The 25,252-nt window shown below is 71.2% G+C and carries 23 protein-coding genes; 2 read left to right on the top strand and 21 right to left on the bottom strand.

The genetic code is table 11. The features are described 5' to 3' along the window. Nucleotides 1–38 precede the first annotated feature (38 nt). The 6 genes from carB to pyrR all read right to left on the bottom strand — a co-directional run bounded on the left by carB (nucleotide 39) and on the right by pyrR (nucleotide 8,114). Nucleotides 39–3,347 carry a carbamoyl-phosphate synthase large subunit gene (carB, locus tag ACGFQ9_RS31440; protein ID WP_393578531.1) on the bottom strand — a complete coding sequence of 1,103 codons (3,309 nt, stop codon included), beginning with the start codon at nucleotides 3,345–3,347 and terminating at the stop codon, nucleotides 39–41. Continuing rightward, nucleotides 3,340–4,488 (bottom strand): glutamine-hydrolyzing carbamoyl-phosphate synthase small subunit, encoded by a 1,149-nt coding sequence (gene carA, locus ACGFQ9_RS31435; protein ID WP_393578530.1) that lies wholly within the window; start codon nucleotides 4,486–4,488, stop codon nucleotides 3,340–3,342. Before carA ends, carB begins: the two co-directional genes overlap by 8 nt. Then, nucleotides 4,485–5,081 (bottom strand): hypothetical protein, encoded by a 597-nt coding sequence (locus ACGFQ9_RS31430; RefSeq protein ID WP_393578529.1) that lies wholly within the window; start codon nucleotides 5,079–5,081, stop codon nucleotides 4,485–4,487. Before ACGFQ9_RS31430 ends, carA begins: the two co-directional genes overlap by 4 nt. Beyond that, the gene (locus tag ACGFQ9_RS31425) at nucleotides 5,078–6,376 is read right to left on the bottom strand and encodes a dihydroorotase (RefSeq protein WP_393578527.1); all 1,299 of its coding nucleotides are present in this window, start codon (nucleotides 6,374–6,376) and stop codon (nucleotides 5,078–5,080) included. The genes ACGFQ9_RS31430 and ACGFQ9_RS31425 overlap by 4 nt, the downstream gene beginning before the upstream one ends. A gap of 2 nt (nucleotides 6,377–6,378) precedes the next feature. Continuing rightward, nucleotides 6,379–7,371 carry an aspartate carbamoyltransferase catalytic subunit gene (locus ACGFQ9_RS31420; protein ID WP_393578525.1) on the bottom strand — a complete coding sequence of 331 codons (993 nt, stop codon included), beginning with the start codon at nucleotides 7,369–7,371 and terminating at the stop codon, nucleotides 6,379–6,381. Nucleotides 7,372–7,526: 155 nt separating this feature from the next. After that, nucleotides 7,527–8,114 carry a bifunctional pyr operon transcriptional regulator/uracil phosphoribosyltransferase PyrR gene (gene pyrR, locus ACGFQ9_RS31415; RefSeq protein WP_393578524.1) on the bottom strand — a complete coding sequence of 196 codons (588 nt, stop codon included), beginning with the start codon at nucleotides 8,112–8,114 and terminating at the stop codon, nucleotides 7,527–7,529. Between the two features lie 303 nt (nucleotides 8,115–8,417). Between pyrR and bldD the strand changes: the two genes are divergently transcribed. Next, a complete protein-coding gene (gene bldD / locus ACGFQ9_RS31410; protein ID WP_125645028.1) occupies nucleotides 8,418–8,918 on the top strand; it encodes a transcriptional regulator BldD in 501 nt (166 codons plus the stop codon). Between the two features lie 119 nt (nucleotides 8,919–9,037). Here the strand turns inward: bldD and nusB are convergent, their stop codons facing one another. From nusB to ACGFQ9_RS31340, 14 genes are all read right to left on the bottom strand, one after another. Next, a complete protein-coding gene (gene nusB / locus ACGFQ9_RS31405; RefSeq protein ID WP_393578522.1) occupies nucleotides 9,038–9,472 on the bottom strand; it encodes a transcription antitermination factor NusB in 435 nt (144 codons plus the stop codon). A 2-nt stretch (nucleotides 9,473–9,474) separates the two neighbouring features. After that, entirely contained in the window at nucleotides 9,475–10,041 is a 567-nt protein-coding gene (gene efp, locus ACGFQ9_RS31400; protein ID WP_393578520.1) for an elongation factor P, read from the bottom strand. Between the two features lie 54 nt (nucleotides 10,042–10,095). After that, the gene (locus tag ACGFQ9_RS31395) at nucleotides 10,096–11,208 is read right to left on the bottom strand and encodes an aminopeptidase P family protein (protein WP_393578518.1); all 1,113 of its coding nucleotides are present in this window, start codon (nucleotides 11,206–11,208) and stop codon (nucleotides 10,096–10,098) included. A 79-nt stretch (nucleotides 11,209–11,287) separates the two neighbouring features. Then, nucleotides 11,288–12,010, bottom strand: a complete 723-nt coding sequence (locus tag ACGFQ9_RS31390; RefSeq protein WP_393578736.1) for an AAA family ATPase — start codon at nucleotides 12,008–12,010, stop codon at nucleotides 11,288–11,290. 72 nt (nucleotides 12,011–12,082) lie between these two features. Continuing rightward, complete coding sequence (aroQ, locus tag ACGFQ9_RS31385; RefSeq protein WP_393578517.1) at nucleotides 12,083–12,532, bottom strand: type II 3-dehydroquinate dehydratase; 450 nt, start codon at nucleotides 12,530–12,532, stop codon at nucleotides 12,083–12,085. After that, nucleotides 12,529–13,635, bottom strand: a complete 1,107-nt coding sequence (gene aroB, locus ACGFQ9_RS31380) for a 3-dehydroquinate synthase (protein ID WP_393578516.1) — start codon at nucleotides 13,633–13,635, stop codon at nucleotides 12,529–12,531. Before aroB ends, aroQ begins: the two co-directional genes overlap by 4 nt. Further along, nucleotides 13,632–14,150 carry a shikimate kinase gene (locus tag ACGFQ9_RS31375; RefSeq protein WP_393578515.1) on the bottom strand — a complete coding sequence of 173 codons (519 nt, stop codon included), beginning with the start codon at nucleotides 14,148–14,150 and terminating at the stop codon, nucleotides 13,632–13,634. Before ACGFQ9_RS31375 ends, aroB begins: the two co-directional genes overlap by 4 nt. Next, nucleotides 14,147–15,331, bottom strand: a complete 1,185-nt coding sequence (gene aroC, locus ACGFQ9_RS31370; protein WP_393578514.1) for a chorismate synthase — start codon at nucleotides 15,329–15,331, stop codon at nucleotides 14,147–14,149. Before aroC ends, ACGFQ9_RS31375 begins: the two co-directional genes overlap by 4 nt. Nucleotides 15,332–15,475: 144 nt before the next feature. Next, nucleotides 15,476–16,303, bottom strand: coding sequence for a shikimate dehydrogenase (locus tag ACGFQ9_RS31365; RefSeq protein ID WP_393578513.1), 828 nt, complete (start codon nucleotides 16,301–16,303; stop codon nucleotides 15,476–15,478). Next, nucleotides 16,300–18,135 carry an endolytic transglycosylase MltG gene (gene mltG, locus ACGFQ9_RS31360; protein WP_393578511.1) on the bottom strand — a complete coding sequence of 612 codons (1,836 nt, stop codon included), beginning with the start codon at nucleotides 18,133–18,135 and terminating at the stop codon, nucleotides 16,300–16,302. Before mltG ends, ACGFQ9_RS31365 begins: the two co-directional genes overlap by 4 nt. A gap of 83 nt (nucleotides 18,136–18,218) precedes the next feature. Next, on the bottom strand, nucleotides 18,219–18,689 hold the full coding sequence (gene ruvX, locus ACGFQ9_RS31355) for a Holliday junction resolvase RuvX (protein ID WP_393578510.1): 471 nt from the start codon (nucleotides 18,687–18,689) through the stop codon (nucleotides 18,219–18,221). Further along, nucleotides 18,689–21,358, bottom strand: coding sequence for an alanine--tRNA ligase (alaS, locus tag ACGFQ9_RS31350; protein WP_393578509.1), 2,670 nt, complete (start codon nucleotides 21,356–21,358; stop codon nucleotides 18,689–18,691). Before alaS ends, ruvX begins: the two co-directional genes overlap by 1 nt. Beyond that, nucleotides 21,358–21,705, bottom strand: a complete 348-nt coding sequence (locus ACGFQ9_RS31345) for a DUF6167 family protein (RefSeq protein ID WP_393578507.1) — start codon at nucleotides 21,703–21,705, stop codon at nucleotides 21,358–21,360. The genes alaS and ACGFQ9_RS31345 overlap by 1 nt, the downstream gene beginning before the upstream one ends. Nucleotides 21,706–21,711: 6 nt before the next feature. Beyond that, nucleotides 21,712–22,140, bottom strand: coding sequence for a DUF948 domain-containing protein (locus tag ACGFQ9_RS31340; protein WP_393578506.1), 429 nt, complete (start codon nucleotides 22,138–22,140; stop codon nucleotides 21,712–21,714). Between the two features lie 136 nt (nucleotides 22,141–22,276). Here ACGFQ9_RS31340 and ACGFQ9_RS31335 point away from each other — a divergent pair, with 136 nt between their 5' ends. After that, entirely contained in the window at nucleotides 22,277–24,454 is a 2,178-nt protein-coding gene (locus tag ACGFQ9_RS31335; RefSeq protein WP_393578505.1) for an ATP-binding protein, read from the top strand. A gap of 13 nt (nucleotides 24,455–24,467) precedes the next feature. Here ACGFQ9_RS31335 and rpsD read toward each other — a convergent pair whose 3' ends face one another. After that, nucleotides 24,468–25,079, bottom strand: a complete 612-nt coding sequence (gene rpsD / locus ACGFQ9_RS31330) for a 30S ribosomal protein S4 (protein WP_393578503.1) — start codon at nucleotides 25,077–25,079, stop codon at nucleotides 24,468–24,470. Nucleotides 25,080–25,252 lie beyond the last annotated feature (173 nt).

The following is a 25,252-nucleotide window of genomic DNA, read 5'->3' as shown; positions in this document are numbered from 1 at the left end:
CGGTCGCTGTCGCCGGTGCCCCCCTTTCGTACGGGCTGCTAGTCGCGGGCCGCGGTCAGGTGCTCCGCGTGCTCCTGGAGGGAGCGGACGCCCACGTCGCCGTGGTTGAGGGCGTCGATGCCCTGGACCGCCGCGGCGAGCGCCTGGACGGTGGTCAGGCACGGGACGCCGCGGGACACCGCGGCCGTACGGATCTCGTAGCCGTCGAGGCGGCCGCCGGTGCCGTACGGGGTGTTGACGATCAGGTCGACCTGGCCGTCGTGGATCAGCTGGACGATGGTCTTCTCGCCGTTCGGGCCCTCGCCCTCGGACTGCTTGCGCACGATGGTGGCGTTGATGCCGTTGCGCTTGAGGACCTCGGCGGTGCCGGAGGTGGCCATCAGCTCGAAGCCGTGGGCGACCAGCTCGCGGGCCGGGAAGATCATCGAGCGCTTGTCGCGGTTGGCGACCGAGATGAACGCCCGTCCCTTGGTCGGCAGCGGGCCGTACGCGCCGGCCTGCGACTTGGCGTACGCCGTGCCGAAGACCGAGTCGATGCCCATGACCTCGCCGGTGGAGCGCATCTCCGGGCCGAGGACGGTGTCCACGCCGCGGCCGTGGATGTCGCGGAAGCGGCTCCACGGCATCACGGCCTCCTTGACGGAGATCGGCGCGTCCATCGGCAGGGTGCCGCCGTCGCCGGTCTTCGGCAGCAGGCCCTCGGCGCGCAGCTCGGCGATGGTGGCGCCGAGCGAGATGCGGGCGGCGGCCTTGGCCAGCGGGACCGCGGTCGCCTTCGAGGTGAAGGGGACGGTCCGGGAGGCGCGCGGGTTGGCCTCCAGGACGTAGAGGATGTCCCCGGCCATCGCGAACTGGATGTTGATCAGGCCGCGGACGCCGACGCCCTTGGCGATGGCCTCGGTGGAGGCGCGCAGGCGCTTGATGTCGTAGCCGCCGAGGGTGATCGGGGGCAGGGCGCAGGCCGAGTCGCCGGAGTGGATGCCGGCCTCCTCGATGTGCTCCATGACGCCGCCGAGGTAGAGCTCGGTGCCGTCGTAGAGGGCGTCGACGTCGATCTCGATCGCGTCGTCGAGGAAGCGGTCGACCAGCACCGGGCGGGTCGGGGAGATCTCGGTGGACTCGGCGATGTACGACTGCAGGCGCGCCTCGTCGTAGACGATCTCCATGCCCCGGCCGCCGAGCACGTACGACGGGCGGACCAGGACCGGGTAGCCGATCTCGTCGGCGATGGCCTTGGCGCCGGCGAAGGTGGTGGCGGTGCCGTGCTTGGGGGCGGGCAGGCCGGCCTCCTGGAGCACACGGCCGAAGGCGCCGCGGTCCTCGGCGGCGTGGATGGCCTCTGGGGAGGTGCCGACGACCGGCACGCCGTTGTCCTTCAGCGCCTGGGACAGACCCAGCGGGGTCTGTCCGCCGAGCTGGACGACGACGCCCGCGATCGGGCCCGCGAGGGACTCGGCGTGGACGATCTCCAGCACGTCCTCGAGCGTGAGCGGCTCGAAGTACAGGCGGTCGGAGGTGTCGTAGTCGGTGGAGACGGTCTCCGGGTTGCAGTTGACCATCACGGTCTCGTAGCCCGCCTCGCTCAGGGCGAAGGAGGCGTGGACGCAGGAGTAGTCGAACTCGATGCCCTGGCCGATGCGGTTCGGGCCGGAGCCCAGGATGATCACCGCGGGCTTCTCGCGCGGCGCGACCTCGGACTCCTCGTCGTAGGAGGAGTAGAAGTACGGGGTCTTGGCGGCGAACTCGGCGGCACAGGTGTCGACCGTCTTGTAGACCGGGCGGACGCCGAGGGCGTGGCGGACCTCGCGGACGACGTCCTCGCGCAGGCCGCGGATCTCGGCGATCTGGGCGTCGGAGAAACCGTGCCGCTTGGCCTCGGCGAGCAGCTCGGGCTCGAGCTTCTCGGCGGCGGCGAGCTCGTCGGCGATCTCCTTGATCAGGAAGAGCTGGTCGACGAACCACGGGTCGATCTTGGTGGCCTCGAACACCTCCTCCTGGGTGGCGCCGGCGCGGATGGCCTGCATGACGGTGTTGATCCGGCCGTCGGTCGGGCGGACCGCGGTGGCCAGCAGCTCCGCCTTGTCTCCGGGCTCGCCGACGAAGGTGAACTGCGAGCCCTTCTTCTCCAGGGAGCGCAGGGCCTTCTGGAGGGCCTCGGTGAAGTTGCGGCCGATGGCCATGGCCTCGCCCACCGACTTCATGGTGGTGGTGAGGGTGGCGTCGGCCAGCGGGAACTTCTCGAAGGCGAAGCGCGGGGCCTTGACGACGACGTAGTCGAGGGTCGGCTCGAAGGAGGCCGGGGTCTTCTCGGTGATGTCGTTGGGGACCTCGTCCAGCGTGTAGCCGATGGCCAGCTTGGCGGCGATCTTGGCGATCGGGAAGCCGGTGGCCTTGGAGGCGAGCGCCGAGGACCGGGAGACGCGCGGGTTCATCTCGATGACGATGACGCGGCCGTCGACCGGGTTGATGGCGAACTGGATGTTGCAGCCGCCGGTGTCGACGCCGACCTCGCGGATGATCGCGATGCCGATGTCGCGGAGCCGCTGGTACTCGCGGTCGGTGAGGGTCATCGACGGGGCGACGGTGATCGAGTCACCGGTGTGCACGCCCATCGGGTCGAAGTTCTCGATGGAGCAGACGACCACGACGTTGTCGGCCTTGTCGCGCATCAGCTCCAGCTCGTACTCCTTCCAGCCGAGGATGGACTCCTCCAGGAGCACCTCGGTGGTCGGGGAGAGCGTCAGGCCCTGGCCGGCGATGCGGCGCAGCTCCTCCTCGTCGTGGGCGAAGCCGGAGCCGGCGCCGCCCATGGTGAAGGAGGGGCGGACGACGACGGGGTAGCCGCCGAGGGTGTCCACGCCCGCCAGGACGTCGTCCATGGAGTGGCAGATGACCGAGCGGGCGGACTCGCCGTAGCCGATCTTGGCCTTGACGGCCTCGACGACGCCCTTGAAGAGGTCGCGGTCCTCGCCCTTGTTGATCGCCTCGACGTTGGCGCCGATCAGCTCGACGCCGTACTTCTCCAGCACACCCTGCTCGTGCATGGAGATCGCGGTGTTGAGCGCGGTCTGGCCGCCGAGGGTGGGCAGGAGCGCGTCGGGGCGCTCCTTCGCGATGATCTTCTCGACGAACTCGGGGGTGATCGGCTCGACGTACGTGGCGTCGGCGATCTCCGGGTCGGTCATGATCGTCGCCGGGTTGGAGTTCACCAGGATGACCCGCAGGCCCTCGGCCTTGAGGATGCGGCACGCCTGGGTGCCGGAGTAGTCGAACTCCGCGGCCTGGCCGATGACGATCGGGCCGGAGCCGATGACCAGGACGGACTGGATATCGGTGCGCTTAGGCACGCTGGCCCTCCATCAGGGAAACGAAGCGGTCGAACAGGTACGCGGCGTCGTGCGGGCCCGCGGCCGCCTCGGGGTGGTACTGGACGCTGAAGGCCGGCTGGTCGAGCAGCTGGAGGCCCTCCACCACGTTGTCGTTGAGGCAGACGTGGGAGACCTCGGCGCGGCCGTAGGGGGTGTCGGAGACCTTGTCGAGGGGCGCGTCCACGGCGAAGCCGTGGTTGTGCGCGGTGACCTCGACCTTGCCGGTGGTGCGGTCCTGGACCGGCTGGTTGATGCCGCGGTGGCCGTACTTCAGCTTGTAGGTGCCGAAGCCGAGCGAGCGGCCGAGGATCTGGTTGCCGAAGCAGATGCCGAAGAGCGGGGTCTTGCGCTCCAGCACGCCCTGCATGACGGAGACGGCGTGGTCGGCGGTGGCCGGGTCGCCGGGGCCGTTGGAGAAGAACACGCCGTCCGGGGAGACCGCGTAGATGTCCTCGACCGTGGCGGTGGCGGGCAGCACGTGCACCTCGATGCCGCGCTCGGCCATCCGGTGCGGGGTCATGCCCTTGATGCCCAGGTCGACGGCGGCCACGGTGAAGCGCTTCTCGCCGATCGCGGGGACGACGTACGTCTCCTTGGTGGCGACCTCGGCGGAGAGGTTGGCGCCCTTCATCTGCGGGGCGGCCTGCACCTTGGCGAGCAGGGCCTCCTCGCGGACGCCGGTCCACGCCTCGCCGGAGAAGATGCCGACGCGCATGGCGCCGCGCTCGCGCAGGTGGCGGGTGAGGGCGCGGGTGTCGATGCCGGAGATGCCGACGACGCCCTGCCGCTCCAGCTCCTCGTCCAGGGAGCGCTGCGAGCGCCAGTTGGACGGGATGCGGGCGGGGTCACGGACGACGTAGCCGCTGACCCAGATCCGCGAGGACTCGGGGTCCTCGTCGTTCACGCCGGTGTTGCCGACGTGCGGGGCGGTCATCACCACGACCTGGCGGTGGTACGACGGGTCGGTCAGCGTCTCCTGGTAGCCGGTCATGCCGGTGGAGAACACGGCCTCGCCGAAGGTCTCCCCCACGGCTCCGTAGGCGCGGCCGCGGAAGACACGCCCGTCCTCCAGGACGAGTACGGCGGGAGCTTTGGCTGCTCCCCTGGTGGAGGTCGTCATCGTTCGGCGCCTTCCGTCGTGGTGATGGTGGTTTGGTTCATGGAGTTGATCGCCTCGACCCATGCGGCGTGCTCGGCCGCACGGTCGGAGCGGAATCCGGAGTCGATCAGCTTGTCGCCGTGCGCCCAGGTGACGACGAGCAGACCGCCCTCGGTGAGTACCTTGCCCGCGATTCCCTTGTCGAGGCGGGCGCCGCGCAGCTGCGCGGCCGGTACGAAGAAATCTGTTGCCCCCGGACGGACCACGTCGAGGCCCACCTCGGTGAGGGTGAGCTCGACCCGGCTGCGGACGCCCAGGCCGTGCGCGACGATCCGGTCGAGCCACTGCCCGGCGGTGGTGGACCCGTGGTACCGGCCGGTGAGGGCCAGCCGGTGTCCGGGGAGTCCGCCGGGTGCGGCGGGCAGCTCCGGCAGATCGTTCTGCAGGGCTCCCCGCCATTTCCAGCCTTGCCGCATCAGCCAGTACACGAAGGCGATGAAGAGGACCAGACCGGCCACCCACGCGATGCGGGCGCCCCAGTCCGTCACCTCCGCCGACTTCTGTTCGGTTTCCACGGCGGCCTTGTGAGCCAGCTGGATGACTGCAGGTGTCACGCGAGTTTCCCGTCCACGACCGTTGCCCGGCCCCGCAGGAAGGTGTGAGTGACGCGCCCCGGCAGCTCGCGGCCCTCGTAGGGCGTGTTGCGGCTGCGGGAGGCGAAGTGTGCGGGGTCCACGACACCACGGTACGAGGTATCGACCAGGGTCAGGTTCGCGGGTTCACCTGCCGAGACGGGGCGTCCGTGGTGGGCGAGGCTGCCGATGCGCGCCGGCGCGAAGGACATCCGGTCGGCGACCCCGGCCCAGTCGAGGAGGCCGGTCTCCACCATCGTCTGCTGGACCACGGAGAGGGCGGTCTCCAGGCCGACCATGCCCATGGCGGCGGCGGCCCACTCGCAGTCCTTGTCCTCGTGCGGGTGCGGGGCGTGGTCGGTGGCGACGATGTCGATCGTGCCGTCCGCGAGGGCCTCGCGCAGCGCCATCACGTCGGCCTCGGTGCGCAGCGGCGGGTTGACCTTGTAGACCGGGTTGTACGAGCGGACCAGCTCGTCGGTGAGGAGCAGGTGGTGCGGGGTGACCTCGGCGGTCACGTCGATGCCGCGGGACTTGGCCCAGCGGACGATCTCGACGGAGCCGGCCGTGGAGAGGTGGCAGATGTGCACGCGGGAGCCGACGTGCTCGGCGAGCAGCACGTCGCGGGCGATGATCGACTCCTCGGCGACGGCCGGCCAGCCGCCGAGGCCCAGCTCGGCGGAGACGACGCCCTCGTTCATCTGGGCGCCCTCGGTGAGGCGGGGCTCCTGGGCGTGCTGGGCGACGACGCCGCCGAAGGCCTTCACGTACTCCAGGGCGCGGCGCATGATCACGGCGTCGTCGACGCACTTGCCGTCGTCGGAGAAGACGGTGACCTTGGCGGCGGACTCGTGCATGGCGCCCAGCTCGGAGAGCTTCTTGCCCTCCAGGCCGACGGTGACGGCGCCGATGGGCTGGACGTCGCAGTAGCCGGCCTCCTGGCCGAGGCGGTAGACCTGCTCGACCACGCCGGCGGTGTCGGCGACCGGGAAGGTGTTGGCCATGGCGAAGACGGCGGTGTAGCCGCCGGAGGCGGCGGCGCGGGTGCCGGTGAGGACGGTCTCGGAGTCCTCGCGGCCGGGCTCGCGCAGGTGGGTGTGCAGGTCGACCAGGCCGGGGAGGAGGATCTGGCCGGCCGCATCGATGACGGTGCCGACGCCGTCGGCGGAGAGGTTCGCACCGACCTCGGCGATGGTCTCGCCGTCGATCAGGACGTCCTGCGGCTCGCCGCCCAGTACCTTCGCACCACGGATCAGGATCTTCGTCGTCTCACTCATGGTTACTTCGTCTCCTCGGTACGGGCGGCGGCGGGGGTGGTGGTCACGGCGGGCTCGGAGCCGCCCAGGAGCAGGTAGAGGACGGCCATGCGGATGGACACGCCGTTGGCGACCTGCTCGACGACCGTGCAGCGGTCGGAGTCGGCGACCTCGGCGGTGATCTCCATGCCGCGGACCATCGGGCCGGGGTGCATGACGATGGCGTGGTCGGGCATCTTGCCCATGCGCTCGGCGTCCAGGCCGTAGCGGCGCGAGTACTCGCGCTCGGTGGGGAAGAAGGCGGCGTTCATCCGCTCGCGCTGCACACGCAGCATCATCACCGCGTCGGACTTCGGCAGCACCTCGTCGAGGCTGTACGAGACCTCGCAGGGCCAGTTCTCGATGCCGACCGGGACCAGGGTGGGCGGGGCGACCAGGGTGACCTCGGCGCCGAGGGTGTGCAGCAGGTCCACGTTGGAACGGGCGACGCGGCTGTGCAGGACGTCGCCGACGAGGGTGATGCGGCGGCCGTCGAGGCCCTTGCCGAGGCCGGCGTCCCGGCCGACCAGGCGGCGGCGCATGGTGAAGGCGTCGAGCAGGGCCTGGGTGGGGTGCTGGTGGGTGCCGTCGCCGGCGTTGATGACCGGGGCGTCGATCCAGCCGGAGGTGGCGAGCCGGTAGGGGGCGCCGGAGGCGTGGTGCCGGATGACCACGGCGTCGACGCCCATGGCCTCCAGGGTCTGGGCGGTGTCCTTCAGGGACTCGCCCTTGGAGACCGAGGAGCCCTTGGCGGCGAAGTTGATGACGTCTGCGGAGAGGCGCTTCTCGGCGGCCTCGAAGGAGATCCGGGTGCGGGTGGAGTCCTCGAAGAACAGGTTGCAGATCGTGCGGCCGCGCAGGGTGGGCAGCTTCTTGATCGGCCGGTCCGCGACGCGGGCCATCTCCTCGGCGGTGTCGAGGATGAGGACGGCGTCGTCGCGCGTGAGGTCGGCGGCCGAGATGAGGTGGCGCTTCATCTGGGTGCTCCGTAGAGGTCGGGAGGATCAGCGGGTACGGCGTGGGCACCGTGGTGGCCCGGGTGCCGGCGGGCACGGGGCAGAACGGGGCGAGTCGGGCGGCGCAGGGCACGCTGAGGCGCAGGTCCGGATCCCGGACCTGTCACCCGTTCGGGCTACTGCTGCCCGGCTGCCCGGTCGGTCCGCTGGCCGAGCAGTACGGCGTCACGGCCGTCCTCCTCCTGGAGCTGGACCTTGACGGCCTCCCGCAGCGACGTGGGGAGGTTCTTGCCGACGTAGTCGGCGCGGATGGGGAGCTCGCGGTGGCCCCGGTCGACGAGGACCGCGAGCTGCACGGCGCGCGGTCGGCCGAGGTCGCCGAGGGCGTCCAGCGCGGCGCGGATGGTGCGACCGGAGAAGAGCACGTCGTCGACGAGGACCACGAGCCGGCCGTCGATGTCGTCACCGGGGATCTCGGTGCGGCCGATCGCGCGGGCGGGCTTCATCCGCAGGTCGTCGCGGTACATGGTGATGTCGAGGGAGCCGACCGGGATCTTGCTGCCGGTGATCTCTTCGAGTTTCGCGGCCAGCCGGCGGGCGAGGAACACACCGCGGGTGGGAATGCCGAGGAGCACCACGTCGTCGGCGCCCTTGGCGCGTTCGACGATCTCGTGGGCGATACGGGTGAGGACCCGGGCGATGTCCTGCGCCTCCAGAACGGGGCGGGCGTCGCCGGTCTCGAGCTGAGCAGCCTGGGCGTCCATGTAAAGGACCTCCTTCTCCGCCTCACGGGACGGTTCTTAAAGGACGTCTGTGCACTTCTGTGCGGTAGCCACGTTACCAGGGCCCTCCACCGGGCTCCGCGCGGGGGGCCACGAAGATCCCTCGCAGGGGTGCGAGCCGATCCATTCGGCTTGACGCAGCCAAGTAACGCTGCGTAACCTCACAGTGAGTTACCAGCCGCACGGCGGAGCCGCATGTGGTCAAGTAGTCACGGTGTCATGTCGTCACAACGTCATGTCATCGCAGTGCCCAGTAGTCACAGCGTCACAGCGTCCGGGAGCGTTATGTCCAGCGAATACGCCAAACAGCTCGGGGCCAAGCTCCGCGCCATCCGCACCCAGCAGGGCCTCTCCCTCCACGGTGTCGAGGAGAAGTCGCAGGGCCGGTGGAAGGCAGTGGTGGTCGGGTCGTACGAGCGCGGGGACCGCGCCGTGACCGTCCAGCGCCTCGCCGAGCTCGCGGACTTCTACGGCGTGCCGGTGCAGGAACTCCTGCCGGGCACCACCCCCGGCGGTGCGGCCGAGCCGCCGCCGAAGCTGCGTCTGGACCTGGAGCGGCTGGCCCACGTGCCCGCCGAGAAGGCCGGTCCGCTGCAGCGCTACGCCGCCACCATCCAGAGCCAGCGCGGCGACTACAACGGCAAGGTGCTGTCGATCCGCCAGGACGACCTGCGGACGCTGGCGGTCATCTACGACCAGTCCCCCTCGGTCCTGACCGAGCAGCTGATCAGCTGGGGCGTGCTGGACGCGGACGCGCGCCGCGCCGTCGCCCACGAGGAAGCCTGATCCTCGCCGGGTCGCGGCCCCACACATCTGAAGAAACGTATACGCGGTAACGGAAGGGCCCGCAGCGCATGTGCGCTGCGGGCCCTTCCGTATGGCCGGACTCTCCCGGTCCTCGCCGCTCAGTCCTCGCCGCGGCGGAGGCTGGGCTTGAGGTCCTTGAAACGGCCGAGCAGCCCGTTCACGAACGCCGGGGAGTCATCCGTGGAGAACTCCTTGGCGAGCTGGACCGCCTCGTCGATCGCCACGGCGTCCGGGGTCTCGTCCACCCAGATCAGCTCGTAGGCGCCCAGGCGCACGATGTTCCGGTCCACGACCGGCATGCGGTCGAGGTCCCAGTCCACGGCGTAGGTGACGATGAGGTCGTCGATCCGGTTCACCCGTTCGGCGTAGCCCTCCACGAGATTCATGGTGAACTCGCTGACGGGGGGCTGGCGGGTGTCGCTCCGCGAGTGGCGGATCCAGTCCGCGAGGACCTCGCGCACGGGGACCCCGCGCTGGTCGGCCTCGAAGAGGATCTGGAAGGCGCGCTTGCGCGCGTTGCTGCGGGCAGCCACGGTTAGCTGCTCACCCGGCCGAGGTAGTCGCTGGTGCGGGTGTCGACCTTGACCTTCTCGCCCGTGGTGACGAAGAGCGGGACCTGGATCTCGTGGCCGGTCTCCAGGGTGGCCGGCTTGGTGCCACCGGTGGAGCGGTCGCCCTGGACGCCCGGGTCGGTGTGCTGGATGACCAGCTCGACGGCGGCCGGGAGCTCGACGTAGAGCACCTCGCCCTCGTGGCGGGCGACGGTGGCGGTGAAGCCCTCGATCAGGAAGTTGGCGGCGTCGCCGACGGCCTTGCGGTCGACGTGCAGCTGGTCGTAGGTCTCCATGTCCATGAAGACGAAGTACTCGCCGTCCATGTAGGAGAACTGCATGTCGCGGCGGTCGATGGTGGCCGTGTCGACCTTCACACCCGCGTTGAAGGTCTTGTCCACGACCTTGCCGGACAGCACGTTCTTGAGCTTGGTGCGCACGAAGGCCGGGCCCTTGCCGGGCTTGACGTGCTGGAACTCGACTACGGACCAGAGCTGGCCGCCGTCGAGCTTGAGCACCATGCCGTTCTTGAGGTCGTTCGTGGAAGCCACGGTTGCGGAATCTCCTGCACTGGAAGACCGAGGGTGTGCGCACAGCCTGCGTGGCTACAGCGCGAGCAGCTCCTTGGTCGTAATGGTGAGTAGCTCGGGACCGCCGTCCGCCTCGGGGCGCACGACGAGCGTGTCATCGATCCGGACACCTCCCCGGCCGGGGAGGTGAACCCCCGGTTCGACGGTGACCGGCACGCAAGCGTCCAGTTTACCCATGGCCGCAGGTGCAAGCTGCGGGTCCTCGTCGATTTCGAGACCGACACCGTGACCGGTCCAGGGCGCGAGCGCCTCGCCGTGCCCCGCGGAGTCCAGCACCGAGCGCGCGGCATGATCCACGTCCCGGTAGGCGGCGCCGGGTACCAGGGCCTCGCGGCCGGCCCGCTGGGCCGCGAACACGAGGTCGTACAGCTCGATCTGCCAGTCGGCGGGAGTGGTGCCGATCACGAAGGTACGGCCGATCTCGCAGCGGTAGCCGCGGTACGCGGCGCCCAGGCAGACCGAGAGGAAGTCGCCCTCCTCGACCCGGCGGTCGGACGGGCGGTGGCGGGACCGGCCGGAGTTCGGGCCGGTGCCCACCGAGGTGGGGAAGGCGGGGCCGTCGGCGCCGTGGTCGACGAGCCGCCGCTCCAGTTCGAGCGCGAGGTGCCGCTCCGTCCGGCCGACCAGGATCGACTCCAGCAGCTCGCCCAGCGCCTGGTCGGCGATCTCGGCGGCGATCCGCAGACAGGCGATCTCCTCCTCGTCCTTGACCAGCCGCTGCTGCTCCACGGCGGTGCCGAGGTCGGCCAGGCGCAGCCTGGGGGCGACGGAGCGCAGGGCCCGGTGCCGGGCGACGGTGAGGTGGTGTTCCTCCACGGCCAGGGTCTCGGCGAGGACGGCGGGGCTCGCGGCGAGGTCGGCCGCGGCGACCGCGGGATCCGCGCCGGGGGTGGCCAGCACGGTCACCGCCAGCTGTTCGTCCAGCCGGCCCTCGTCCGGCTCGCCGGTGGGCGCCCCGGGGCTGAAGAGCACGTCGTCGGCCGTGCCCACCAGCAGCACGGCGCCGGCCGGGCTGGCACCGGCGAGGTAGCGGACGTTCGCCGGACGCGTGATCAGGGCGGCGGTGTTGCCGGCTGCGGCGCAGCGGTCGCGAAGCACGGCTCGGCGGGCGGCGTACACGTCGGACATGGTTCGAGCGTATTTGCGCGGCCCCGACCCTGCGCGCCGAGCGCGTCCGGCCGGGTCGTCGCGGGAGCCCGCGAGGCGGCTACCAGCGGGGTGGGGCGGTCAGGGCCCGCGCCAACGCCTCGTCCAGGGCCCGGGACGTGGCTTCCACGTCCAGGTTCGAGTTGTCGATGATCGGGAGGCCCGAGCCGTACCAGCCGGCCATGCGGCCGTGGATGCGGGCGACTTCCTCGTCGGAGAGCCGGCGGTTGCCCGAGCGCTCCGCGTTGCGTTCGAGCACGATCTCCAGGCCGGGCAGCAGGACCACCGGGAGCAGTCCCGGGCCCATGTGACGCTTCCAGCCGCCGAGCCCCACCACCGGCCGGTCGGGGAACACCGCGTCGTCGACGATGCAGGAGATCCCGTTGGCCAGGAAGTTCCGGGCGGCGAAGCCGCAGGTGCGGCGGGCGAGGCGGTACTGCGCCTCGGAGTGCTCGTTCCAGCCCGCCTGAGGGTCCGCGAACCCGGCGCAGACCCATTCACGGACGTCGTCGAGGCTGATGTGCGCGGTGGCCACCGGGCGGGTTCCGGCCCAGTGCCGGGCCACCGTCGTCTTGCCGGCCCCGGCCGGGCCGATCAGCAGGACCGAGAGGGTGGCCGCGCCGGTGCCGGGCGCGGCCGGCGGAGGCAGCGGAATGTGGCCGGTGGCCTCCGGCACCGGGGCGACCGGGGAACCCGGCCAGCCCTGCGCGGGGGGTATCGGCGGTTGCGGGGGCACGCCCGGGTGATGCCCCGGCGGCCCCCAGCCCCCCACTCCGTGCTGCATCCGCTGCCACTCCGTCCCGGTCACGGCCGGCCCGTCTCGTTCACGGCCGGCTGCTGATGCGAGAACGTTATCTCAGCCGGAGACTTCCTCCGCCAGTGCGCGCAGCGCCAGCCGGTAGGAGCCGAGGCCGAAGCCGGCCACCGTGCCGGTGGCCACGGCGGCGATGACCGAGGTGTGCCGGAACTCCTCCCGAGCGTACGGGTTGGAGATGTGCACCTCGATCAGGGGTGCGGTGCGCTGGGCCGCGGCGTCCCGCATCGCGTACGAGTAGTGCGTGAACGCGCCGGGGTTGATGACCACCGGGATCCGCCCGTCCGCGGCCTCGTGCAGCCAGCGGACGAGCTCGCCCTCGTCGTTGGTCTCCCGGACCTCGACGTCGAAGCCGAGCTCCGCGCCGAGCTTGGTGCAGCTCTCCACCAGGCCGGCGTACGAGGTGGCCCCGTACACGTCGGGCTCGCGGGAGCCGAGCCGGCCCAGGTTCGGGCCGTTGATCACCAGGACCTTGCGGACCTCGGCGCTCATGCCGACACCTCGCCGTACGCGGCGATCAGGTGGGCCGGGTCGGGGCCCTCCAGGACCGTCGGCTTGGCCAGGCCGTCGAGGACGATGAAGCGCAGCAGGTTGCCCCGCGACTTCTTGTCGACCTGCATGGTCTGGAGCAGCTTGGGCCACTGGTCGCCGCGGTAGGTGAGCGGCAGCCCGACGGAGGCCAGGATCGCCTTGTGCCGGTCGGCGGTGGCGTCGTCCAGGCGTCCGGCCAGCCGGCCCAGCTCGGCGGCGAAGACCATGCCCACGGACACGGCGGCGCCGTGCCGCCACTTGTAGCGCTCGTTCTTCTCGATGGCGTGCGCGAGGGTGTGGCCGTAGTTGAGGATCTCCCGCAGCCCGGATTCCTTCAGGTCGCTGGAGACCACGTCGGCCTTCACCTGGATGGAGCGGACGATCAGCTCGGCCGTGTGCGGGCCGGCGGGCGTACGGGCGCCCTGCGGGTCCGCCTCGATCAGGTCGAGGATCACCGGGTCGGCGATGAAGCCGGCCTTGATGATCTCGGCGAGGCCGGACACGTAGTCGTTGACCGGCAGGGATTCGAGTGCGGCGAGGTCGCAGAGGACCCCGGCCGGCGGGTGGAAGGCGCCGACGAGGTTCTTGCCCTCGGCGGTGTTGATGCCGGTCTTGCCGCCGACCGCCGCGTCCACCATGGCGAGCACGGTGGTGGGGACGGCGATCCAGCGCACCCCGCGCAGCCAGCTGGCCGCGACGAAGCCCGCCAGGTCGGTGGTGGCGCCGCCGCCCACGCCGACGATGACGTCGGTGCGGGTGAAGCCGGACTGGCCGAGCGCCTTCCAGCAGTAGGCGGCGACCTCGGCGGTCTTGGCCTCCTCGGCGTTCGGCACCTGGATGGCGACCGCCTCGTAACCCTGCTCGGCGAGGTCGTCGCGGAGGGCCTCGCCGGTGGAGGCCAGGGCCTCCGGGTGGATCACGGCGACCCGCTGGGCCTTCGTGCCCACCAGCCCGGCGAGCTCGCCGAGCAGCTGGTGCCCGACCAGAACCTCGTACGGGTCGTGACCGGCGCTGCCGCCGACGTGGATCCGCGTCACCTGCTGGTCGGTGTCCTGCTCCGTCATGAGTCCTTCAGCTCCAGTGCGTCGAGGACCGCCTGCGCGACCTCTTCGGGGGTGCGGTCGTCGGTGGCCACGACGACGCGTGCGACTTCGGTGTAGAGGTGGCGGCGGGCCTCCATCAGCTCGCGCCACGTGCGGCGGGGATTGACGGCCAGCAGCGGGCGGGCGGTGTTCAGGCCGACCCGGCGCACGGCCTCCTCCACGTCCATCGACAGGTAGGCGACCGGCAGCCCGGTCAGCAGCCGGCGGGTCCCCTCGTCCAGGACGGCACCGCCGCCGAGGGCGAGGACACCGGTGTGCCCGGTGACCGCCGCGGCGACGGCTTCCCGCTCCAGCGCCCGGAAGTGCTCCTCGCCGTCGTTCACGAAGATGTCCGCGATCTCGCGGCCCTCGTTCGCGACGATGTCGGCGTCGGTGTCCCGGTAGGGGACGCCGAGCCGTGCGGCCAGGAGCGCCCCCACCGTGGACTTGCCGGATCCCATGGGCCCGACGAGGACGACCAGTGGTCCGCCGGTCACCGGATCTGCAGGTTGTCGAGGTAGGACTGCACGTTGCGGCGGGTCTCGGCGACCGAGTCGCCGCCGAACTTCTCCACCACGGCGTCGGCCAGCACCAGGGCGACCATGGCCTCGGCGACGATGCCGGCGGCGGGGACGGCGCAGACGTCGGAGCGCTGGTGGTGGGCGGCGGCCGCCTCACCGGTGGCGACGTCGACGGTCGCCAGGGCCCGCGGAACGGTCGCGATGGGCTTCATCGCGGCCCGGACGCGGAGCAGCTCGCCGGTGGTCAGACCGCCCTCGGTGCCGCCGGCGCGGCCGGAGGTGCGCTTGATGCCCTCGGGGGTGGAGACGATCTCGTCGTGCGCCTTCGAGCCGGGCACGCGGGCGAGCTCGAAGCCGTCGCCGACCTCGACGCCCTTGATGGCCTGGATGCCCATGAGGGCGCCGGCGAGACGGGCGTCGAGACGGCGGTCCCAGTGGACGTGGGAGCCGAGGCCGACCGGGACCCCGTAGGCCAGGACCTCGACGACGCCGCCGAGGGTGTCGCCGTCCTTGTGCGCCTGGTCGATCTCCGCGACCATCGCCTTGCTCGCGTCGGCATCGAGGCAGCGCACCGGGTCGGCGTCGAGCTTCTCGACGTCGGCGGGGGTCGGGTAGACGCCGTACGGGGCCTTCGCCGCGGCCAGCTCCACCACGTGGGAGACGATCTCGATGCCGGCGACCTCCTTGATGAAGGAGCGGGCGATCGCGCCGAGGGCGACGCGGGCGGCGGTCTCACGGGCGCTGGCGCGCTCCAGGATCGGCCGGGCCTCGTCGAAGCCGTACTTCTGCATGCCGGCCAGGTCGGCGTGGCCGGGCCGCGGACGGGTCAGCGGCGCGTTGCGGCCGGTGTCCTTGAGCAGCGACGGGTCGACCGGGTCGGCCGACATCACGGTCTCCCACTTGGGCCACTCGCTGTTGCCGACCATCACGGCGACGGGCGACCCGAGGGACAGACCGTGCCGGACGCCGCCCAGGAAGGTGATCTCGTCCTGCTCGAACTTCATGCGGGCACCGCGGCCATAGCCCAGCCGACGCCGAGCCAGGTGGTCGGCCACCAGCTCGGTGGTGACCGGAACGCCGGCGGGAAGACCCTCCAGCGTCGCGACCAGCGCCGGTCCGTGGGACTCTCCGGCCGTCAGCCAACGCAACCTGCTCAACGATGCTCCTCATGCTCGCGCGTGATCCGGCAGTGGGCCGACCGGGGCGCGCAGCCCTGGTCCGCCACACTGAATCCTCCCACGTCCGGCCGGGTATGACGGGCCCCGGTCCAGCTGTCGGACGCCTTGTCCGTCAGGTGTGCATCAGGAATGCGCGGTTCGGGAGTCCAGCGCGCGCTGTCCGGCGGCCCGCATGGCCGCCAGCGGCCCCGGACGCCCGGTCATCTGTTCGACCTGGAGCACCGCCTGGTGGACCAGCAGGTCGAGGCCGCCGAGCAGGTTCCCGCCCCGCTCGGACCAGGCCGCGGCCAGCTCCGTCGGCCAGGGGTCGTAGAGCACGTCGAAGAGGGTTCCGGGGTGCTCCGGCACCGCGGCGGCCAGTGCGTCGGTGGCCCCGGCCGGGGTGGTGGCGATCACCAGGGGCGCCTCGAAGGCGGCCGCGGCATCGGCCCAGTCGGCCGTGCGCACGGCCACCCCGAGCCGCTCGCCCCACTGCCGCATTTCGTCGGCGCGCGCCCGGGAGCGCACGTACGCGGTGACCTCACCGGAGCAGATCCGGGAGAGCGCGGCCAGGGCGGAGGAGGCGGTGGCACCGGCGCCCAGCACGGCCGCCGAGGCCACCTTCTCCACGCCCCGCTCCCGGAGCGCCGCGATCAGGCCGGGGATGTCGGTGTTGTCGCCGGTCAGCCGGCCGTCCTCGGTGCGGACGACGGTGTTGACCGCCTCCACGGACGCCGCGGTGTCGCTGATGCCGTCCAGCAGCGGGATGATCGCCCGCTTGAGCGGCATGGTCAGCGACAGTCCGGCCCACTCCGGGCCGAGCTCCGCCACGAAGCCGGGGAGCGCGGCCTCGTCGATCTCGAAGCGGTCGTAGGACCAGTCGTCGAGGCCGAGCTCCTCGTAGGCGGCGCGGTGCAGGACCGGGGAGAGGGAGTGCTCGATGGGTGATCCGAGCACCGCTGCGCGCTTCACTGCTTCTTCTCTTGCCTTTCCTTCTCGTACTCCGCGCGGTTCTGGTTGTGCTCTTCGTTGGTGGTGGCGAACAGTGTCCGCTTCTCCAGGGAGACGAAGTAGAACCAGGGCCCGGGCTCGGGGTTGAGCGCGGAGTGCAGGGCCTCCTGACCGGGGTTCCCGATCGGACCGGGGGGCAGGCCCTTGATCTTGTAGGTGTTGTACGGGTCGTTGAGCGTGCGGAGCTTGTCGACGGAGCCGACGTCCAGCGTGCTCTGACCCTTCATGTAGTTGATCGTGGAGTCGAAGTCCAGCAGACCGTAGGTCTCGGTGTTGTCCGGGTCCAGACGGTTGTAGATGACCCGGGCGATCTTGTCGAAGTCGGGCTTGTTGTTGCCCTCGGCCTGGACGAGGCTGGCCAGAGAAACGACCTGGAGCGGGTTCTCCAGGCCCAGCTTGGCGGCCTGGCCCTGTACGTCCTCTTCGGTGTAGGCCTCGTTGGCCTTGGCGACCATCTGCTTGAGCAGGGACTGCGGGGTCGAGTCCTTGCCGAGGTCGTAGCGGGCCGGCCAGAGGAAGCCTTCCAGCGGGTCCTTGATGTCCTTGCTGTTGTTCGCCCAGGCGGGCAGCCCGAAGGTCTTGAACTCCTTCTTGGCGATCTCCGCGGTGGTCCCGTCGGGCTTCCTGAGGCGCTTGTCGATCTCCTTGTAGATCTGCACGTTGCGCCAGCCCTCGGGGATCGTGAGGACGTTCAGCTTCGTCGGGTCGCTCATCAGCTCGAGAGCTGACCTGGCGGACATACCTTTCTTCAGCGGGTAGAGGCCCGGCTGGATCAGCTTCGACTTGGGGTCGGCGTTGGCGGCGTCCACGAAGGCCTGGACGCTCTTGACGACGCCGGCTTCCTTGAGGGCGACGGCCATGTCGGTGAGGTTGGCGCCGGCCTTGATCTCGACGTCGACCGGGTCGCCGCCCTCGCCCGTGTAGTCCTCGGGCGCGCCGAACCGGTCCTGCAGGAACGAATAGCCGTAGTAGCCCACGCCGCCGACGCCGCCCACCAGGACGAGCGCCACGAACAGGCAGGCCACGCCGTTGCGTCCCTTGCGCTTCTTGGTCTTGCCCTCGCCGTCCTTGCCGCCGTCTCCGCCCTTGCCGCGGGCGGAACGGCGGGCGCCGGGGGGCGTGCCGTCGTCGTCGGCGTCGTCGCCGCCGTCATCACCGTCGCGGGCCCGGTCCTCCGCGGCCGGGTCGGCGTCCTCGCCGTCCACCTGCCATTCGGAAGCCGGCCGGCGGCGGCCCGGGGGCTCCGGCGGAGGGTAGGCCTCCTCCGTGCCGTAGCCGTCGGCGGTCTCGCCGGGGTAGGCGGTGGCCTGCTGCTGGGGGTACGGGTCCGGGCCCGCGCCGTACGGGTCACCCGCGTACGGCGCCTGCGGCGGAGCCGGGGTCGGGGTCTGGAAGTGGCCGCTCTGGGTGTCGTACGGCTGTTGCTGGCCGGCGTACGGCTGCTGCCCCTGCGGCACCTGCTGCTGGAACTGCGGGGACTGCTGCTGGAACTGCGGCGCCTGCTGGAACTGCGGGGGCTGCTGCTGGAACTGGGGGGCCTGGGGGTGAGCCTGGTACTGCGGATCCTGGTACTGGACGTTCTGGTACTGCTGGCCCGGGTACTGCTGGTCCGGATACTGCCCGCCCGGGTAGGGCTGGTCCGGATAGGGCCGGCCCGGGTACTGCGGCTGCTGGGGGTGGGCCTGGGGGTAGTGCTGCGGGACCTGCTGCTCTCCCGTCCACCCCGGGTCCCCGTAGAGGGGGTCCGCGGGGTGCCACGGTTCGGGGGCCTGGCCCCGCCCATACTCAGTCATCGATCCCCTAGCGCCGTGCCGCGTCGAATAGCCGACGGCTGTTCGAATGCCGCCACATCGCGCGGAACGTTACCGTATCGCGATCAGATGACCACTTCGACGCACTCGCCAGGCGGATTTCCAGATACCCGTTCGGTCTCAAGAGCATTTTGAAGAATGATCACAGCGGCTGCCTGGTCGATGACCGAGCGGCCCTTCTTCGCGTTCTTCCCCGAGGCCCGCAGGCCCTGGGCGGCGGTGACCGTGGTCATCCGTTCGTCCACCAGACGGACCGTCACCGGCTTGATGCCCTTGGCCAGCTCCGTGGCGAAGGCCCGGACCTTGGCCGCGGCCGGCCCCTCGCGTCCGCTGAGCGAACGCGGGAGGCCGACCACCACTTCAAGAGGCTCGTACTCCTCGACCAACTGGCGCAGCCGCCGGTGGGCGGCCGGGACGTCGCGTCCCGGCACGGTCTCCACCGGTGTGGCCAACACCCCGTCGGGGTCGCACGAGGCGACCCCGATCCGGGCGTCACCGACATCGATCGCGAGGCGTCGGCCACGGCGCAGCGGCATTACGCGGTCTCCCCCACCAGGCGCTCGACGGCGGCGATGGCGTCGCCGACCGCGACCGGGTTCTGGCCGCCGCCCTGGGCGACGTCGGGCTTGCCGCCACCGCCGCCGCCGAGGGTCTTGGCGGCGGTCCGGACCAGGTCACCGGCCTTGAGGCCGCGCTCGCGGGCCGCCTCGTTGGTGGCGATGACGGTCAGCGGGCGGTCGTTCGCCACGGCGAACAGGGCCACCACGGCCGGGCGGTCGCCCTGGATGCGGCCGCGGACGTCGAGGACCAGCTTGCGCAGGTCGTCGGCGCCGGTGCCGTCCGGCACCTGACCGGTGACCACGGCCACCCCGCGGATGTCCTGGGCACCGGCGGCCAGACCGGCGGCGGCCTGCAGGACCTTCTCGGCGCGGAACTTCTCGATCTCCTTCTCGGCGTCCTTCAGCTTGCCGAGCATGGCGGCGATCTTCTCGGGCAGCTCCTCCGGGCGGCCCTTGACCAGCTCCTGGAGCTGGGCGACGACCGTGTGCTCCTTGGCGAGGAAGTTGTACGCGTCCACGCCGACCAGGGCCTCGACACGGCGCACGCCGGAGCCGATGGAGGACTCGCCGAGCAGTTTCACCAGACCCAGCTGGCTGGTGTTGCCGACGTGCGTGCCGCCGCACAGCTCCTTGGAGAAGTCCCCGATGGTGACGACGCGGACCTGCTCGCCGTACTTCTCGCCGAACTCGGCGATGGCGCCCTGCTTCTTCGCCTCGTCGATGCTCATGATCTCGGCGGTGACCGCGAGCTCGCGGGAGAGCACGTCGTTGATCTTCTGCTCGACGTCGGTGAGGACCGAGCCGGGAACGGCGTTCGGCGAGCCGAAGTCGAAGCGGAAGCGGCCCGGCGAGTTCTCCGAACCGGCCTGGGCGGCGGTCGGGCCGAGGGCGTCGCGCAGCGCCTGGTGGGTCAGGTGGGTGGCCGAGTGGGCACGGGCGATGGCCAGGCGGCGCTTGACGTCGATGGCGGCGTACGCGGAGGCGCCCACGGTGACCTCGCCGACCTGGACGGAGCCCTTGTGCACCGAGAGCCCCGGGACCGGCTGCTGGACGTCGCGGACCTCGATGACGGCGCCGGAGTCGAGCTTGATGCGGCCCTGGTCGGCGAGCTGGCCGCCGCCCTCGGCGTAGAACGGGGTCCGGTCCAGGACGACCTCGACCTCGTCGCCCTCGGAGGCGGCGGGCGAGGGCATGCCGTTGACCAGCAGACCGAGGACGCGGGCCTCGCCCTGGGTGGTGGCGTAGCCGGTGAACTCGGTGGCGCCGGCGTTGTCGGCGACCAGCCGGTAGGCGGAGACGTCGGCGTGGCCGGTCTTCTTGGCCTTGGCGTCGGCCTTGGCGCGGTCGCGCTGCTCCTGCATCAGGCGGCGGAACCCGGGCTCGTCCACGGACAGGCCCTGCTCGGCGGCCATCTCCAGGGTGAGGTCGATCGGGAAGCCCCAGGTGTCGTGGAGCAGGAACGCCTTGTCGCCGGAGAGGACCTTGCCGCCGGCGGCCTTGGTCTCGGTGACCGCGGTGTCGAGGATGTTGGTGCCGCCCTTGAGGGCCTTGAGGAAGGCGGCCTCTTCGGCGAGCGCGACGGTCTCGATGCGCTTGCGGTCGGTGACCAGCTCGGGGTACTGCTGCCCCATCGTCTCGATGACGACGTCGATGAGCTCCTGGACGACCGGGCCGGTGGCGCCCATGAGGCGCATGTTGCGGATGGCGCGGCGCATGATGCGGCGCAGCACGTAGCCACGGCCCTCGTTGCCCGGGGTGACGCCGTCGCCGATGAGCATGACGGAGGTGCGCATGTGGTCGGCGACCACGCGCATCGAGACGTCGGTGTCCTTGGCCTGGCCGTAGCGCACGCCGGTCAGCTCGGTGGCCTTGTCCATGACCACGCGCAGGGTGTCGGTCTCGTACATGTTCTGCACGCCCTGCAGGATCATCGCCAGGCGCTCGAGGCCGAGACCGGTGTCGATGTTCTTGGACGGCAGGTCGCCGAGGATCGGGAAGTCCTCCTTGCCCTCGCCGGCGCCCCGCTCGTACTGCATGAAGACGAGGTTCCAGATCTCCACGTACCGCTCGTCGTTGACGGCCGGGCCGCCCTCGACGCCGAACTCGGGCCCGCGGTCGTAGTTGATCTCGGAACAGGGGCCGCAGGGGCCGGGCACGCCCATGGACCAGAAGTTGTCCTTCTTGCCCAGGCGCTGGATGCGCTCGGCGGGGACGCCGATCACGTCGCGCCAGATCGTCTCGGCCTCGTCGTCGTCGAGGTAGACGGTGATCCAGAGCTTCTCCGGCTCCAGGCCGTAGCCGCCGTCCGCCACGGAGCTGGTGAGCAGCTCCCAGGCGTACTTGATGGCGCCTTCCTTGAAGTAGTCACCGAAGGAGAAGTTGCCGCACATCTGGAAGAACGTGCCGTGGCGGGTGGTCTTGCCGACCTCTTCGATGTCGGGCGTGCGGACGCACTTCTGCACGCTGGTGGCGCGCGGGGCCGGCGGCTTGGTCTCGCCGAGGAAGTACGGCTTGAACGGCACCATGCCCGCGTTGACCAGCAGCAGAGTCGGGTCGTCCGCGATGAGCGACGCCGAAGGGACGACGGTGTGACCGCGCTCCTCGAAGAAGCTCAGCCAGCGACGGCGGATCTCAGCCGACTCCATTAGTGGTCCTCATTCCGGTTGTGCGAATAGGTGGGTCGAGAATTGTCGTTCTGGATGGCCCGCAGGCGGCGCGGCCCGGGAAGAGCGCGCACGTTGTCGGTCAGGGCCGGGTTGCCGGCGTCCTGGGTCAGCCCCAGTGCATCGTTCAGCTCGTCCTCGCGCTGGGTCATTCCCGCCTTGACGTCGAGGGCGAAGTCCTTGAGCCGGTGGCCCGCCTCCACGGCCTTCTCGGCGGCCTGGGCGGCGAGGCTCTCCGGGGTCAGCTGCTTCAGTTTGCGGTTGACCTTGGTGGTGGCCCACACTCCGGCGGCTGCGCCGGCGGTGAACCAGAAGGTGCGGCGGAACATCGCGGTCTAGCCCTTCTGCTTGCGGCGCCGGGCGGCCGGCACGGTCCGTCCGACGATCACGCTACGTCGCTCCGGGCGCACGGGCACGTCGTCCGTACGGCCCAGTGCCTTGCGCACCCCGTAGCCGAACGCCGCGACCTTGACCAGCGGGCCGCCGAAGGTGCTGGCCACGGTGGAGCTGAGTGCGGAGGCGTTGGAGGTGACTTCCTGGACGTCGCTGGTGATCGCGTCGACCTTGTCGAGCTGGGTGCGTGCGGAGCGGACGGTGGTGGAGGCGTCCGCGAGGAGCGGGACGGCCTGCTCGGTCACGTCCGCGACCAGCTTGGTCGCCGCCTTCAGCGTCTGCGCCAGCCTCACCAGCGCCACCGCGAGGAAGGAGACGAGGATCGCCCAGAAGACGGCCACGATGATCCCGGCCACCTCTCCACCGGACACGTTGCACCGCTCCCTGAAGTGTAAGAAAAGTCGTCCCCCGACCCTATCGCGCCGGGGGTGGCGCTCCGTACCGGAATTCCACCGGAGAGCGGCCGCCTTGTACGGGGCGCATCCGGAGCAGTACGCTCCGTGTCCCATGCGGACCGGGACCCACGGCAATCTTCCCTCCGAGCTCACCGGCCTGATCGGGCGGGGTGCCGAACTCGCGGCGCTGGCGCGGCTGCTGGAGTCCTCGCGGCTGGTGACGGTGACCGGGGTCGGCGGGGTGGGGAAGTCCCGGCTGGCGGTGGCGGCCGCGCGTGCGGCGCAGGAACGCTTCCCTGACGGGGTCTGGCTGGCCGGGCTGTCCGCCGTACGCGATCCCGCGCTGCTGGCGCTGACGCTCGCCGAGTCGCTGGGGCTGACCGACCACACGGTGCGTCCGCCCCGGGTGGTGCTGGCCGAGCACCTGGCGGACCGGTCGCTCCTGCTGGTGCTGGACGGGTTCGAGCAGCTGGTCGACGAGTGTGCCGGGCTGGTGGTGGAGCTGCTGGGCCGGGCGCCGGGGCTGCGGGTGCTGGCGGCCGGGCGGCGGCCGTTCGCGGTGGACGGGGAGCGGGCGTTCCCGCTGTCGCCCCTGGGCGGCGAGGACTCCGTACGGCTGCTGACCGAGCGGGCGGCGGCCGCCGATCCGGGGTTCGCCGCGGACCCGGAGGTGCTCGCGGAGGTGTGCGCACGGCTGGACGGGATCCCGCTGGCCCTGGAGCTGGCAGCGGCACGGCTGCGCGCGCTGTCCGCGGAGCAGGTGCTGGCCCGGCTGGACGACCGGTTCCGGCTGCTGACCGGCGGGACCCGCGGGGTGCTGCCCCGGCACCGGACGCTGCGGACGGCGATCGGCTGGAGCCACGAGCTGTGCACGGCGCGGGAGCGGCTGCTGTGGGCGCGGCTGTCGGTGTTCGCCGGGTGGTTCGACCTGGACGCGGCGGAGTACGTGTGCGCGGGGCCGGACCTCCCGGTGGAGGAGGTGCTGGACGTGCTGGGCGAACTGCTGGACCAGTCGCTGCTGGTCCGGGAGGACACGATGGCCGGGGGTCCCCCCGGCGGAGTCGGGGGGAGGGTCCGCTACCGGATGCTGGAGACCGTACGGGTGTACGGGGCGGGCTGGCTGGAGTCGCTGGGTGACACCGGGCGGCTGCGCCGCCGGCACCGGGACTGGTACCTGGGGCTGGCGACCTGGTGCGAGGTGGACTGGTTCGGGGACCGCCAGCCGGAGGTGGCCGCGCTGGTGGAGGCGGAGCTGCCGAACCTGCGGCTGGCGCTGGACTGCTGTCTGGAGGATCCCGAGGAGGTCCACCTGGGCCGGTTCCTGGCCGGGACGCTGTGGTTCTTCTGGGCCGGCTGCGGGCGGCTGACCGAGGGCCGGCTCTGGCTCGACCGGGCGCTGGCCCACGAGGCGGCGCACGGCACGGATGCGGACACCTCACGGCTGAAGGCGCTGTGGGTGCTGGGTTACGTGGCGGCGCTGCAGGGCGACGCGGTGGCCGCACTGGGTGCGCTGCACGAGTGCCGGGAGGGGGCGGAGGCGGCCGGGAACGCGGTGGCGACGGCGTACGCGGTGCACCGGATGGGCTGTCTGGCGCTGGTGTCGGATGACATGGAGCGGGCGGGCGAGCTGCTGGGGTCGGCGCTGGAGCGGTACCGGGCGGCCGGTGAGCTGAACAGCAACGTGCTGATGTGCCAGGTGGAGCTGGCGATGGTGCTGGCCTTCCGGGGCGACCTGCCGGCGGCGCGGTCGCTGTGCGAGGAGGTGCGGGAGCTCTGCGAGGAGCGCGGCGAGCGCTGGACGAAGGCGTACGCGCTGTACGTGCTGGCGTACGCGGCGCTGGACGCGGGGGATCCGGCGGCGGCCCGGCGGCTGCTGACCGAGTGCGTGGCCGTGAACCACGCCTTCCGTGATCTGGTGGGCCTGGTGCTGGCGGTGGAGCTGCTGGCGCTGGTGACGGTCACCGAGGGGCACGCGGCGGAGGCGGCACTGCTGCAGGGGGCGGTGGAGCCGGTGTGGGGCTCGGTGGGGCTGCAGCTCTTCGGGTCGGGGTACTTCAACGCGCCGCGGCTGATGTGCGAGGAGCGCTGCCGCGAGGTGCTGGGGCGGACCGGGTACGCCGCGGCGGCCGCGCGGGGGCGGGACCTGGGCGTCGACGCCCTCGCCGAGCGTGCGCTGCGGGGGCCGGTCCGGGAGGCGGCCGGCCGTTCTCCGAAGGGACCCGGGTCCGGAAACGGCGGAGGCCCGCAGCCCCCCGGAGGGGTGCTGCGGGCCTCACGAACAGCCGGGTGAGGCTACGACCGCATCAGCGGGCGTAGTACTCGACGACGAGCTGCTCGTCGCAGATCACGGGGATCTCCTTGCGCTGCGGCTCGCGGTCCAGGCGGAAGGCCAGGGCCTTCAGGTTGACCTGGAGGTAACGCGGGGTCTCGCCCTCGCCGGCGTAGCCACCCTCACGGGCGACCTGGAAGGGGTGCTTCTCGCGGCTGCGCTCGCGCACGGTGATGACGTCGTCCGGACGGACGCGGAACGACGGCTTGTCGACCTTGCCACCGTTGACCTCGATGTGGCCGTGGACGACCATCTGGCGGGCCTGGTAGATGGTGCGGGCGATGCCCGAACGCAGCACCAGGGCGTCCAGACGACGCTCGAGCTCGACGACCAGGGCCTCGCCGGTCTTGCCGGAGACCTTCTTCGCGCGGTCGTACGCGCGCGCCATCTGCTTCTCGCTGATGTCGTACTGGGCGCGCAGACGCTGCTTCTCGAGCAGACGGACCTTGTAGTCCGAGTTCTGCTTGCGGCCACGGCCGTGCTCACCCGGCGGGTAAGGGCGGGCCTCGAAGTACTTGACGGCCTTCGGCGTCAGGGCGATGCCGAGAGCACGCGACTTCTTGACCTTGGGTCGTGCCTGGTTCACGTGGAACCTACCTCCATGTAAGTTAGGTGAGCCTTACCTTATTTCGAGGAGGACGTAATGTCTCGACCGCATGGGATCCCCCTGCCCAGTGCGCATCGCAGTTCGGACGAGAAACGATCCACGTCCGCTTACGACGACGGTAGGCAAGGTCAGCCGCGTCCCAGGGAAGGCGC

Source organism: Streptomyces sp. NPDC048603, assembly GCF_043199475.1.
GTDB lineage: Bacteria > Actinomycetota > Actinomycetes > Streptomycetales > Streptomycetaceae > Streptomyces.
This window is presented reverse-complemented; position numbering and strand designations above follow the sequence as displayed.

Excerpts from the sequence above, each read along its gene's own strand:
- carA (WP_393578530.1), bottom strand. The coding sequence starts at position 4,488 with ATGACGACCTCCACCAGGGGAGCAGCCAAAGCTCCCGCCGTACTCGTC.
- mltG (WP_393578511.1), bottom strand. The coding sequence starts at position 18,135 with ATGACTGAGTATGGGCGGGGCCAGGCCCCCGAACCGTGGCACCCCGCG.
- ACGFQ9_RS31425 (WP_393578527.1), bottom strand. The coding sequence starts at position 6,376 with ATGAGTGAGACGACGAAGATCCTGATCCGTGGTGCGAAGGTACTGGGC.
- ACGFQ9_RS31395 (WP_393578518.1), bottom strand. The coding sequence starts at position 11,208 with ATGTCCGACGTGTACGCCGCCCGCCGAGCCGTGCTTCGCGACCGCTGC.
- alaS (WP_393578509.1), bottom strand. The coding sequence starts at position 21,358 with ATGGAGTCGGCTGAGATCCGCCGTCGCTGGCTGAGCTTCTTCGAGGAG.
- pyrR (WP_393578524.1), bottom strand. The coding sequence starts at position 8,114 with ATGGACGCCCAGGCTGCTCAGCTCGAGACCGGCGACGCCCGCCCCGTT.
- ACGFQ9_RS31420 (WP_393578525.1), bottom strand. The coding sequence starts at position 7,371 with ATGAAGCGCCACCTCATCTCGGCCGCCGACCTCACGCGCGACGACGCC.
- bldD (WP_125645028.1), top strand. The coding sequence starts at position 8,418 with ATGTCCAGCGAATACGCCAAACAGCTCGGGGCCAAGCTCCGCGCCATC.
- aroB (WP_393578516.1), bottom strand. The coding sequence starts at position 13,635 with ATGACGGAGCAGGACACCGACCAGCAGGTGACGCGGATCCACGTCGGC.
- ACGFQ9_RS31390 (WP_393578736.1), bottom strand. The coding sequence starts at position 12,010 with ATGCAGCACGGAGTGGGGGGCTGGGGGCCGCCGGGGCATCACCCGGGC.
- ACGFQ9_RS31335 (WP_393578505.1), top strand. The coding sequence starts at position 22,277 with ATGCGGACCGGGACCCACGGCAATCTTCCCTCCGAGCTCACCGGCCTG.
- ruvX (WP_393578510.1), bottom strand. The coding sequence starts at position 18,689 with ATGCCGCTGCGCCGTGGCCGACGCCTCGCGATCGATGTCGGTGACGCC.
- ACGFQ9_RS31345 (WP_393578507.1), bottom strand. The coding sequence starts at position 21,705 with ATGTTCCGCCGCACCTTCTGGTTCACCGCCGGCGCAGCCGCCGGAGTG.
- aroQ (WP_393578517.1), bottom strand. The coding sequence starts at position 12,532 with ATGAGCGCCGAGGTCCGCAAGGTCCTGGTGATCAACGGCCCGAACCTG.